12 protein-coding genes are annotated in these 12,096 nt (G+C 68.9%); 10 read left to right on the top strand and 2 right to left on the bottom strand.

Annotated features, from left to right (window positions below):
- The first annotated feature begins 85 nt into the window (after positions 1-85).
- From ACGF5U_RS23910 to ACGF5U_RS23865, 10 genes are all read left to right on the top strand, one after another.
- The gene (locus ACGF5U_RS23910; RefSeq protein ID WP_392715183.1) at positions 86-1,882 is read left to right on the top strand and encodes an MFS transporter; all 1,797 of its coding nucleotides are present in this window, start codon (positions 86-88) and stop codon (positions 1,880-1,882) included.
- A 52-nt stretch (positions 1,883-1,934) separates the two neighbouring features.
- Positions 1,935-2,663 carry an adhesin gene (locus tag ACGF5U_RS23905; protein ID WP_392715182.1) on the top strand — a complete coding sequence of 243 codons (729 nt, stop codon included), beginning with the start codon at positions 1,935-1,937 and terminating at the stop codon, positions 2,661-2,663.
- Between the two features lie 290 nt (positions 2,664-2,953).
- A complete protein-coding gene (locus tag ACGF5U_RS23900) occupies positions 2,954-3,514 on the top strand; it encodes a hypothetical protein (RefSeq protein WP_392715181.1) in 561 nt (186 codons plus the stop codon).
- On the top strand, positions 3,511-3,873 hold the full coding sequence (locus ACGF5U_RS23895; RefSeq protein WP_392715180.1) for a hypothetical protein: 363 nt from the start codon (positions 3,511-3,513) through the stop codon (positions 3,871-3,873). The genes ACGF5U_RS23900 and ACGF5U_RS23895 overlap by 4 nt, the downstream gene beginning before the upstream one ends.
- Before the next feature lie 161 nt (positions 3,874-4,034).
- A complete protein-coding gene (locus ACGF5U_RS23890) occupies positions 4,035-4,397 on the top strand; it encodes a DUF4180 domain-containing protein (RefSeq protein ID WP_392715179.1) in 363 nt (120 codons plus the stop codon).
- Between the two features lie 163 nt (positions 4,398-4,560).
- A complete protein-coding gene (locus ACGF5U_RS23885) occupies positions 4,561-4,965 on the top strand; it encodes a hypothetical protein (RefSeq protein ID WP_392715178.1) in 405 nt (134 codons plus the stop codon).
- Between the two features lie 845 nt (positions 4,966-5,810).
- Entirely contained in the window at positions 5,811-6,383 is a 573-nt protein-coding gene (locus ACGF5U_RS23880) for a GNAT family N-acetyltransferase (RefSeq protein ID WP_392715177.1), read from the top strand.
- Positions 6,384-7,080: 697 nt separating this feature from the next.
- Positions 7,081-8,484 carry a UvrD-helicase domain-containing protein gene (locus ACGF5U_RS23875; protein ID WP_392818898.1) on the top strand — a complete coding sequence of 468 codons (1,404 nt, stop codon included), beginning with the start codon at positions 7,081-7,083 and terminating at the stop codon, positions 8,482-8,484.
- Positions 8,481-9,179 carry a DarT ssDNA thymidine ADP-ribosyltransferase family protein gene (locus tag ACGF5U_RS23870; RefSeq protein WP_392715175.1) on the top strand — a complete coding sequence of 233 codons (699 nt, stop codon included), beginning with the start codon at positions 8,481-8,483 and terminating at the stop codon, positions 9,177-9,179. Before ACGF5U_RS23875 ends, ACGF5U_RS23870 begins: the two co-directional genes overlap by 4 nt.
- Positions 9,180-9,183: 4 nt before the next feature.
- A complete protein-coding gene (locus ACGF5U_RS23865) occupies positions 9,184-10,923 on the top strand; it encodes an ADP-ribosylglycohydrolase family protein (protein WP_392715174.1) in 1,740 nt (579 codons plus the stop codon).
- A gap of 213 nt (positions 10,924-11,136) precedes the next feature.
- On the opposite strand, the gene ACGF5U_RS23860 is transcribed toward ACGF5U_RS23865, so the two are convergent.
- Together ACGF5U_RS23860 and ACGF5U_RS23855 are read right to left on the bottom strand one after the other, a co-directional pair.
- Entirely contained in the window at positions 11,137-11,583 is a 447-nt protein-coding gene (locus ACGF5U_RS23860) for a hypothetical protein (protein WP_392715173.1), read from the bottom strand.
- Complete coding sequence (locus ACGF5U_RS23855) at positions 11,580-11,846, bottom strand: hypothetical protein (RefSeq protein WP_180685965.1); 267 nt, start codon at positions 11,844-11,846, stop codon at positions 11,580-11,582. Before ACGF5U_RS23855 ends, ACGF5U_RS23860 begins: the two co-directional genes overlap by 4 nt.
- Positions 11,847-12,096: the final 250 nt, after the last annotated feature.

The following is a 12,096-nucleotide window of genomic DNA, read 5'->3' as shown; positions in this document are numbered from 1 at the left end:
AGCCGGAGAATCCGGGGAGCCGGAGGAGCCGGAGGAGCCGGGTAGCCGGAGCCGGAGAGCTGGAGAGCCAGAGAGCCGCAGTGACGTGACCACCACTGAGCCGACGCGCACGCAGACCACCGCCCGCATCCCACGCCCCACCCGGGCCGGGGACGGCGCCGGGCTGAGCGTGGCGCTGCCCGCGCTGCGCTCCGCCGCCCGCCCCGTCACGGTGGCGACGCTGCTGGCCGCCGTCACCCATGTCGTCTGGTTCTTCCTCTTCGCGAACAGCGGCGGCGACCTGGCCGCGCAGGACGCGTGGGCGGAGTTCGTCGGACGGCACCCGGACTCGGCGTACAACCTCGCCTGGTACGGGGGGATGCACCCGGTCTCGTACAGCGTCGTCTCGCCGTATCTGATGTCGCTGCTCGGCGTCCGTACGACCATGATGATCGCCGGGACGGTGTCGGCCGCGCTGACCGCGCTGATCCTCGCCCGGGTGCGGGCCGTCCGCAATCCGGTGGCGTGCTCGCTCGCCGGGGTCTTCGCGTTCCTGTGCAACGCGCTGTCGGGGCGGGTGACGTTCGGGCTCGGCATGATGTTCGCCCTCGGCGCGGTCGCGGCGGTGTTCTGCTGGCCGTACCGGTGGCGCAGGAAGCGCTGGGCCAAGGCGGCGGTGGCCGCGCCGCTCGCGGGCCTCGCGACCGCGGCGAGCCCGGTGGCCGGACTGTTCCTGGGCGTGGCCGCGGCGGCGCTGTTCCTCAACAAGCGGCGGCCGGGCGCCTACGCGCTGGGGCTCGCGCCGGTCGTCGTCGTCGCGCTGTCGTCCTGGCTGTTCCCGTTCTCCGGTACGCAGCCGATGTCGTTCGGCTCGACGCTGCTGCCCTTCCTCTTCGGGCTCGCCGTGTTCGCCCTCGTACCGGCGGACTGGCGTACCGTCCGCACGGGCGCGGCGGTGTACGCGGCCGGCACCCTGCTGACCTGGCTGATCGACTCGCAGATCGGGTCGAACGTGACACGGCTGCCGATGCTGTTCGCCGGGGTGGTGCTGCTGGCCGCGCTGCCGTACGCGAAGCGGCGCACCCTCAGGTGGTACGCGCTCGTCGTCGCGTTCGTGCTGCTCAACTCGTGGATCGGGTTCAAGAGCGTCGACGACATCGTCCGTACCGCCCCGGAGGCTTCGTGGGCGCGGGAGGCGGCGCCGCTGATCGACCAGTTGCAGCGGCGCGGCGCGGAGAAGGCGCGGGTCGAGGTCGTCCCGGCGCGCAGCCATCGTGAGGCGTCCGCCCTCGCCCCGTACATCAATCTGGCGCGCGGCTGGAACCGGCAGGCCGACATGGAGCGCAACCCGCTCTTCTACGACGACACCCTGAACGCCGACAGCTACCGTGACTGGCTGCACCGCTGGGCCGTCCACTACGTGGTGCTGCCCCGTGACACCCCCGACACCGGTGCCCAGCAGGAGGCCGAGCTGGTCCAGGCGGGACTGCCGTATCTGAAGCCGGTGTGGTCGGACGAGAACTGGCGGCTGTTCGCGGTCGAGAAGCCGACCCCGCTCGCCGATCCGCCCGCGGCGGTGGAACGCGCGGGCGCGGGCGAGGTGACGATCCGGGTGCGGTCGGCGGGCCGCGTACTGATCCGGGTGCCGTACTCGCCGTGGCTGGCGCTTCTGGACGACGAGGGCGGGAAGGTGGAGCCGCCGCAGGAGACCGAGGAGTCCAAGGCGACCGGGGCCGATCCGCCGGTCTACGCGAACCTGCACGGCTGCCTGCTGAAGGCCGAGGAGGACGCCGAGGGCGACGAATGGACGGAACTCATCGCCCCGAAGGCGGGCGTGTACCGGCTGGCGTCGCCGTACAAGATCTTCCCGCGCGGCACGCCGTGCCCGGAGGAACTGCGCTGAACCCCGGGTAACCCCCGCGCGGCGGTGGTGGGTTCCTGCATAGTGGGCGGCTATGGCGAGCGAACGCACGGCGCGCACGGTGCTGGTGGTGGCGGGAGTGGCGGGAGCGGTCGGCCTGCTGGTCGCTTCGGTGGCGCTGGCGGGCGGTGACGGGGGCCGCGGTGGTGTGGACCCCGGTGCTGGTGGTGCGGGCGGTGCCCGTGACGGCGGTGGGGCGCCCGGGAGGGGGCTCCCGTCCAGGATCGCCTCCTCACCCGAACCCCGGTACACGGCGTGGGCGGGGCCCGGGTGCGCGGCCGACACCGGCGGCCGGTACCGGGAGGAGGGGCGTTTCGCGGGCGGGGACGCCGGCTGGTACACGGTCCGGGCGGGCGGGCACCGGGACGACGGCTGTGACGGGCGGTTCACCGCCCTGCCCATGTCGGGCAGCGAGACCCACGACGGCGACGGCGCCGTGACCTGGACGTGGGACCTCCCGGCGTCGTACAGCTCCTGCACGCCCGCGGTGTACGTACCGGACGGCCCACGCGACATCGATGTCGCGGGCGACCCGTCGGTGTACCAGCTCCTGGCCGACCCGGACGACCCGCACTCCGCGTACGCCTCGTTCGGCATCCGCCAGCGGGAGCACCGGGGCACGCTGGTCCGGGCGGGCACGTACCCCGTGAAGGGCACGTCGTTCACCGTCCGCCTCACCGACCGGGGCCGCGACTGGGGCGACACCTCGCGGGTGAGCGCCCACCACGGGGCGGCGCAGATACGCGTGACGTGCGGCAGATGAGGACGTACGGCCGGTGGTGGCGCGGGGCCGGTGGTGGCGTACGACTGGTGGTGGCGTACGGCCGGTGGTGTGGTGTGCGGCCCCGCGAGGCGTGCGCGCCGGTGGTGGCGTACGGCCCCGCGCGGCGTACGGCCCCGCGCGGCGTATGGCCCCGCGCGGCGTACGGCCGATGACGCCGCACGGCCGCTAAGGTCGACCCGCACCTTTCACCCGTATCGCGGAGATGTCACCCCATACCTCCCGATGCTCCCTCACGGTCACCATCCGCCCGAGCCCCCGGAGGCAGGCCCATGGCCGCGACGCTGCTGCTCCAGAGCGGCGCCCCACCGACGCTGGCCCTCGGTTTCACCGGCCGTGAATGGTGGACCGTCGTCCACGGCATGGGCCTCGGTGCCCTGTTCCTGCTGGCGTTCGCCGGCGGGCTCGCCGAGCTCTACAGCCTCAAGCCCACGCTGGTGACGAGGGCGGGCGTGGTGCGGCGGATGCGCCGGGTCAGGATCGGCGTCACGGGCATGGCGGTGGCGGCCTGGGCCACCGTGATCACGGGCACGTGGACCGTCTACCCCTGGTACCGGGAGCGGACGCCGGACAGCGCGAGGTCGCAGCTGCTGGCCGATCCCGCCACGGCGGACTGGCACGAGTTCGGCATGGAGTGGAAAGAGCACATCGCCTGGTTCAGCCCGTTCCTGGCCACCGCCGTCGCGTTCATCGTCTGGTACTACGGCCCGGGGCTGATCCGGCACGAACGCGTCCGGCACACCACCATCGCCCTGTTCGTCCTCGCGTTCGCCTTCGCGGCGATCGCCGGGGCGCTGGGCGCCTTCATCACGAAGGTGGCGCCGGTCCAGTGAACAGCCACGTGAAGGGAGCCGGAGAGACGGACGAGTTCCCGCTCAGCGAGAAGCCGGAGGGCCCGATCTCCGCCGCCGTCATCGCGGCGGGCATCGGCTGCGCCGTGCTCGGCCTGCTCACCACGCTCGCGGAGGCGTCCGGGTGGGTGAAGGACGCGCTCCAGTGGAGCGACGCGGTCGGCCCCCTCTCCGGCAAGACCGGCCTCGCCGTGGTGGTGTGGCTGGCGACCTGGGTGGTCCTGCACCTGGTGCTGAGGGACAAGCCGTACGAGACGGTGCGTGCGCTCGTCATCGGCTCGGTGCTCATCGCGCTGGGTGTGATCGGCACGTTCCCGGAGTTCTTCCAGCTCTTCGCCTGAAGCCCCGACTCGACCCGACCGACCCGACCCGACCCGACTCGACTCGACTCGACTCGACTCGACCCGACCCGACTCGGCGTCGCGCCGGGACGGGACGGGCGATGAGCCCTTGCCGGTAATCCCGTCGACCCGGCCCGTATCCGGAACTAGCCTCGACGCCCATGACCGACCTGCGGACGATCCATGACGTGCCCGTGCTGATGTGCCCCGCCGAAGGCGAACCCATCGCCGGTGAGAACGACGTCCTCGACCTCATCGGCAACGCCTCCTACCAGGGCGCCCACTGGGTGGTCATCCCCGCGGAGCGGTTCGACGAGGCGTTCTTCCACCTGCGTACCCGTGTCGCCGGCGACATCGTGCAGAAGTTCGCCAACTACCGCATGGGGCTCGCCGTCGTCGGCGACATCTCGCCGCAGGCGGACCGGAGTTCGGCGCTGCGGGACTTCGTACGGGAATGCAACCGGGGCCGGCAGACCTGGTTCCTCGCGGACGATGAGGAGCTGCAGGAGCGCCTGAAGGGCTGACGGCGGGGCCGAGCGCCCTCGCTGCTCCTCCCCAACTCGCCCGCAGCGGCGGTGAGTTGCTATGACCGTCGCGCTCTGCCGACGGGATCCGGCCCGTGTCACCCGCGCCTCGGCGTCGTTCACAGGGTGCCGTAGCCGCGCAGTGAGAGGGGAGGGCACACGCATGCGCCCGCAGCGGTTCGCCGACTTCGTCGTCGGCGTCGTCAAGAACAGCCCCACCGCCACCCGTGTGCAGACCCTCGCCGACGCGGGTGACACCAGGCACCCGTTCGGCGTCGTCATCACGACGACGGGTGAGGCCGTCTGGCAGTTCGTCGGGCAGCTCCCCGAGGGCGAGAAGCACGAGACGTTCGAGGACACGCCGGTCACCGGCCCCCCGGCGGCGGGCGGTGCGGACGCCCAGCCGAGCGACGACCCCGAGCCGTGGCTGGCCGCCGCGCTGGCGCGCGCCGCGTGCCCGGAGATCGCCGCCATCGAGCGCTGGTCCCAGCGCCCCGAACCCGGTTCGCAGCCCGGCCTGACCGTGACCTTCCACAACGGCGCCCGCGTCTTCGCCCGCGTCACCTGACGCGGCGAGGCGCGGGCGCACCGCGGCGGGCGGCCCTCACCCGGCGGATGCCGAAGGCCCCGGACCATGACCGGTCCGGGGCTTCGCCGGTCAGCGTCGCCCGTCACCAGCCGCGCAACACCGAGAGCAGTGCGGCGAGGGCAGCGATCAGGCCGGCGATCGCTGTCACGACGGCGAGAGCGAGATTGACCCGGCCGTGTTTATCGGTACGCTGCACGGGGGGAAGGCTGTGGGAATGGGATTGTTCAGGACTGCTCTCAGGCTTCCTGGCCGTCTCCACGAAGCTCCTTTCCTTGGCACGCGAATGGGTGACGCGTTTGCGCCGCCGGCGTGGGTCACGTGGCCCCGCCCTCGATGCTCTCCACAAGCCAGGGCGGGGCTGCTTACAGTCCTTGGACCGTAGCAGCGAACGCCCCTGGTCAGCCGCCTGCCAACCGCCGGGCGGCAGGGAGCAGTCACCGGCAGGGCCGGGCGGCGATGTCGGGTTCTCGGAATCGGGAATCCTCCGAGGTGCGCATAAGCAAGTACTCTCACCTGGGAATATGTTGCTGGCATATGCCCATGTAAGGAATGGGCATGCGATCGGCATATGCGTGACCCGCCGTACCAAGGAAACATCTATCCCGTAACGGAAATATCGCCCGCTCAGGTTTTGGCTGAATTCCATCGCGTCGGCGCGAGTGTCGTCGGGGCCGGCTCCGGCCATCGGCGGCACCCTGAACGTCCTCGGTGGCCTCCTGCCGTCCGAGCCCAGATCACCCGACAACCTGTCGGCACCCTGGACGACTGGACCGGGATCGGATATTCGGTGTTCTGCCCGCCCCATGAGACGCAACATGGTGCGCATGACTTTGGCCACTCCCCTACTGCACACCGCTCGCCTGCGACTGCGCCCCTTCACCGACGCCGACGCGGACTCCCTCTTCGCGCTGCACAGCAGCGCCCACGTGCTGCGCTACTGGGACTCCGCGCCGTGGAACGACCGGGCCCGTGCGGAGCGCTTCATCGCGATGTGCCGGAAGATGGCGGACGAAGGCACCGGGGCGCGGGTGGCTGTCGACCGTGCTTCTGACGGGGCCTTCGTCGGCTGGTGCGGTCTGACCGAATGGAATCCGGACTACCGCAGCGCGTCGTTGGGCTACGTCCTCGGCGATGCGATGTGGGGCCGCGGCTACGCGACGGAGGCTGCGCACGCCTTGCTGCAGTGGGCATTCGACACACTGGACCTGAATCGAGTGCAGGCCGAGACCGATACGCGCAACGTGGCATCTGCCCGGGTCCTGGAGAAGATCGGATTCGTACGGGAAGGGACGTTGCGGGAAGACTGCGTCGTGAACGGCGAGGTATCCGACTCGTGGGTGTTCGGGTTGATCAAGCGGGAGTGGCGGCCGTCGACCGTGCCGAACCCGGCCCGCTGAAGAGGCCGTCGCGTCCGCTTCTGGCACAGGCCGCGTCCGGGCGTCCTTGACGCGCCCCTCTCCGCGAGATCGTCGCCGCTCGGGATCAGCTGCCCGTACTCCCCCTCGTGCCGCGGCGTGAGAGCGGTCCGCGTCATCGACTCAAGCCGGGCGACCAGCTTCTCGCATCGCGTCGGGCCAGCTCGTCCTTCGCGGGCATCTCGCACAGCTCCCCACCTCTGCCCGCAGCCGCATGTGCGCCATATGTGCGCCGCGAGCGCGAAGGCCCTCCCGTCCTCTGGACGGAAGGGCCTCTGACCTGGTGTTTCTCTGTGCCCCCGGCAGGATGCGAACCTGCGACACCCGCTTTAGGAGTGGGATCGGATTCTTGCCGGGTGGTGATCGACGCTGCCGTTTGGTGCTGCTTTCCCTGGTCAGCGCGATGCGGCAGCATAGTCGGTCCTGCTCAGGCCATCCTGTGCCAGACAGTCCGCTCACGCATTGCGCACGCATCTCGAGGGCGCAGGCGCTGGTAGACGCGCTCCTTGCAGTACCCGGCTGGCGAAGTGCTGTCGTACGGCTCACGATATGCAGTTACCGATCGTCGGCTGGGAGTGAAAGCGCTGTGGCGGTGGACTGCAGTGCTTGCGGGAGGGGATGCTGCCTCGTCTATGCCAAATGTCCATGGACCAAATGACCATGGACGCGTCATACTTTCATGATGGGGCTTTCGTTACCTGAACCGAAGGGTCACCAGAGGGACGTCGTCTTCCTGAACGAACGCGGTCACTGCGTCGTTCTCGGTACGGCGGGCAGCGGCAAGACGACGATGGCGGTTCACCGGGCTCACTATCTGGCCACGGCACCGGCTATCGGAGGCCGCACCCTGCTGGTCACCTTCAACAAGGCGCTCGTTACTTACCTCAAGGGCATGGGCACGGCGCCCCCTGACCTGCAGATCGAGACGTACCACACTTTCGCACGCGGCTATCTCGCACACCGCACCAGGGCGTCCGTGCGCATATACAAGCTCAAGGAGAAACTGGTCGAGCGGACACTGGCGGAGGTCCGCGAGCGGCTTCCCGGCCGGGCGCTGGTCAAGCGCCCGCTCGAGTTCTTCCTGGACGAGTTGCACTGGCTCGTCGGGCACGGCGTCGATCGGCAGACGTATGTGGAAGGCCGCACTCGACGAGTCGGCCGGGGCAAGCCGCTCCAGCAGTCCGATCGCGAAGTCGTCTTCGCGATCTACCAGCGCTACGAGCAACTGCGCGCAGAGGCCGGGTATGAGTACGACTTCGACAACATGGCGTCTTCTGCCCTGGCGCTCCTCAAGGACGATACGACCGAGCGGCACTACCGGCATGTGATCGTCGATGAGGGCCAGGACTTCACACCCGAGATGATCCGCAGCCTGGCGGCAGCCATCCCTGGGGACGGTTCGCTGACGTTCTTCGGGGACTATGCGCAGCAGATCTACGGAAGCAGGATGTCCTGGCGGTCTCTCGGCCTTCACGTACCCAGAGGCGTCGTGGAGTTCGCCCACAACTACCGCAACAGCCGCCAGATTGCCCAACTCGCCCAGGTCATGTCTGAGATGCCGTACTTCAAGGACGAGGTCGACCTCGTCCAGCCGACCCGACCGGCGGCCGACGGCCCAAAGCCCACCATCCTGGAGAGCCCGAGCAAGGAGCGGCAACTTGCCGAAGCCGCGCGTACGGCCCTGGCGCTGGGGGCCGATCGTCAGGTCGCCATCTTGATGCGCACACGGGAGCATGAAGCCCAGCTAAAGCTTCTCCTCTCGGGCGGCCGTGTCCCCGTCGAACGACTGCACCGCGATCTCCCACGCTGGACGGACCAGCCTGGCGTGTTCTACGGAACCTACTCTGCGGCGAAGGGCTTTGAGTTTGACTCGGTGATCCTCCCGTTCTGCGACGCCGACGAACTGCCGAAACCGAGTGAGGTGGAGGCCCATGGCCCCGACGAGGCGAAGGCACGCGAAGGGCGGCAGTTGTACGTGGCGGTCACACGGGCCCGTACGGAACTCGTCATTCTGCACTCTGGCAAACTCACCGATCTGTTGCCGAATGAAATGTCGGACCTGTACGTCCGGGTGGAGTCGTGAGCGACATCATCGCCCGCGCCAGGGCCCGCGGCATCACGAGACTGTGCCACTGCACCAAGTCTGCCAACCTGTCCCACATCCTCGACAGCCACGAGATACGGCCGGTGGCCACCCTGCGAGAGTCGGCAGACGCCTATCGGCCGGCCGATACCCAGCGCTTGGACGGGGCACCGGACCGCACCTTTCTGAGCGTTGAGTATCCGAATGCGTGGTATCAATCCCAGGCTGCGGGCAGGGACCCGCACTTCCGAGACTGGGTTGTGTTCACCCTGGACGTCGAACTGCTCGCTACGCCGGGCACGCGGTTCTGCCCGTACAACTCCGCACGGGATGAGAGCGCCGGCGCTCTGACCGGCGTCGATGCCTTCGACGCCCTGTTCGCGCCGACCGTGACCGGTAATGCGACACGGAAGCGGGAACGGGCGCATCCAACGTGGTGGCCTACGGACGACCAGGCCGAGATACAGATACCCGGCACCATCCCAATGTCCGCCGTACGCTCGGTCATCGTCCGGGACGAGCAGCAGGCGGACCTGGAGTACTTCAGGCTCACGCGGTTCGGGATGGCGGCCCTGCTACCTCCCCTGGTCGTCGCGCCTGTGCTCTTCGACAAGTACGCCCTGAGTAACTCCGTACGCTCGGGCATACGGCCACCGGAGACTCCGTACATCCCACGAGCGACTCTGGCAGAGTGAACACGTGAACGCTGAGCTTCACCCATGGACCGACAGGGCCCGCGGCATGCTCGTCGGGGCGGCCGTCGGGGACGCCATGGGCTGGCCCTACGAGCGGCGGGACCGCACACGCTCGCTGCCGCCCCTGAGCCAAGTCTCCGGACGATTCTTCGCCTGGCAGCGCATGGCTGGCAGCCGCTTCCGCCCGATCGTCGAGGACATCGGGCCCGGCGAGTACAGCGACGACACCCAGATGCTGATTGCCGTGGCCCGTGCTCGTCTCACTGCCGGGGATCAGTGGCTTCCTTGGCTCCAACGAGTGGAGTGGCCCTTCCTTCTCGACTACGAACGCGGAGCCGGGGCTGGCGTCAAGCGTGCCTGCCGGGCTTGGGAGAAGCAGGGAGCGGCCTGGGGAAATCGGGCCGACGATCAGGGCAAATACTTCGCCGCTGGAGCCAATGGTGCGGCCATGCGCATCGCGCCGCATGTCATCGCCCATCACGACGGCACCTTCGGTGACCTGGCCCACGACGTGATCCACGATGCAGCGACGACGCACGGACATCCCCGCGCACTCCTGGGTGCGCTGGTGCACGCCTACGCGCTGTGGGTCAGCTTGCGTCAGCCCGCTCCGCTCGCTTACGGCTGGCTCGTCGAAGCGGTCCTGGACGGGCTGAAGGACTGGCGGGAACCGGTGTGGCAGGGCTTGGACCGGCGTTGGCTGGACGCCGCGTCCCAGGCGTTCTCGGATGGCTACGAACGCGCTTGGGACGAGACTGTGCAAGAGGTGGAAGAACTCCTCAGCAGCGCACGAGCCTCGCTGGAGAGCGGCGCGCTCAGTGCTCCCTCCGCCTTTTTGGAAACACATGGCCTGACGCGGACGAAGACTCGTGGTTCAGGGACCCTGTGCGCGGTGGCGGCCATATACCTTGCCGCGCGGTCCGCTTCCAGCCCAGAGCGCGGCGTCGGCGTCCCGGCACGCCAAGAGGGCGCGGACACAGACACGTTGGCATCCATGACCGCCGGTCTGCTCGGTGCGGGGCTGGGGCAGGAATGGCTCGGTTCTTACGGCCGGTCCGTTCAGGACGCGCCTCTGCTGAACGCGCTGGCTGAGAATCTGCTCCAGCCTGTTCCCGAGCCACTGACTCCGCCCTCCCCGGACGAAGCTGGTCAGGCACGGTCGCGGTTCCTCGACGAACTCGACGCCGCCGACATCGGAGCCAGCCTTCTGCTCCCGGATCGCCGCGAGGCACGCGTCGTGAGTCGAGGCACGCTGATGGCCGGCAACTGGTCGGCGTATCGCACCCGTCTGACCACTGCGGACGGTCAGAACCTCTTCCTCATCCGGGGGGTGCGGCGCGTGGAAATGGGAGATGTCCACGATGTTCCTCGCGCGGAAGCACCGGCGGACGTCGTGAACCGATCGACCGTACAACCCCGGCTGCAGGGAGCCTACTTGCCTGTCGCCGACATCGGCCGCGTGAACGAAGCCCTCACAGCTCTGGGGGTGGTCACGTCGCGCCGCGGCAAGGACTGGGTCTCTTTCGAGAACCTGGTCATCAGGCAGTGGTACCGCAAGGAAAGGGCCACGGACGTTCCGGGAACCCAACTGCGCATCGCGGTCACCGACACCCTTGCGGCGTGGGAGCGGCTGCGCGGTATGGGATTCGACGGGGCGGTTCAACGGGGCGGCGACGCCTTCTGGTTGCAGATCGACCCGTATCTGATCGTCTCCGTGAACAATGCTGAGCCGCCTGCGGGGTGACGGCGTGATCGAGCATCCACGATCCTCGGCGAGGCCAGTGCCGGTTGCCCTGGGCCGATGTCCTCGTACCGCCGCGGCTTGTAGAGGGTGCGTGGGTTTTCCGTCCCGGTGGTCGGCTTGGCTATCCGTAACGGAGGGGGCTCGTTGGTGTACGGCCAGAGGGGCAGTCGGGGGAGCCGCGAGTCGTCGGAGTGAGGTGCGGGCGGCGTCTCGTCAGACCTTCTCGACTCGCACGGAGTGTCCCGCGAGGAGTTGATTCATGTCGTCGGTGTCGGAGGTGAAGACGGTCGCCTGAGCTCCCTGCGCGGCTTCTCGCCCGGCCACGGCCGCCAGAATGGCGTCGATGGCGTACTTGTGCCCATGCAGGCCGGCTGCCTTCAACATGCCGCGCGCCATGGCGATCACCTGATCATCCGTGTGGACGACACGGATCCGGGACAGTGTCCAGTTCCACAGTGCCTGCCTCGACTTCTCGCGAGGGTCCCATGCCTCCAAGGTCGTGAGCGCCGAGGTGACAATGGGGATGTCGAGCCGCGGAGCGGTCTTGATCAGCGCGGTCATCTCCCGATCGCCCTGAACCGCCTTGGAGAGAGCCTCGGAGTCGAACACGAAGACGCGCTGTCGCGGCCGGTGCAGCTTCGCTCGGGCGGTGCGGCTCACGCGGCCTCGTCCGAGTGTGATCGCTGCTCGTCATGCCAGCCGTCAATAGCGGCGATGCGGTCCAGTGCTGCTTGCTGTTCGTCGTCCGTCACGGCGCCGTGCTCTTCTTCGAGGCGTTCGGCCAACTCGCGCAGTCGGTCCATGGCGTCTTGGTGAGCGGCGGCGGCGGCGATGTAGCCAGACACCCCGCGTGCGTCGACGCGCTCCTTGATCGATTCCACCAGCTCTTCCGGCACGGTGATGGTGATCTTCCGAGTTGCCATACTTCGAGTATGCCATGCGCTGGGCGGTACGGCCTGCTCTTCTCGGCGAAGTCGCCTCCGGAGCGTAGGAGCAGGATGCTCGCCCGATGCTGATCCGGTAGGCGACATTCGAGAGGTCGACTCCCCGCCCGCTCACGCAAACGGCCCCGGACGGGAAGTCTGAGGCCGAGTGGAACCCCTCCTTGGGGGAGGAGCCCCAGGTCAGCGCGGTAACGCGTTGTGCCCCCGGCAGGATTCGAACCTGCGACAC

The sequence above is a fragment of the Streptomyces sp. NPDC047886 genome, assembly GCF_043204435.1.
Taxonomy (GTDB): domain Bacteria; phylum Actinomycetota; class Actinomycetes; order Streptomycetales; family Streptomycetaceae; genus Streptomyces.
This window is presented reverse-complemented; position numbering and strand designations above follow the sequence as displayed.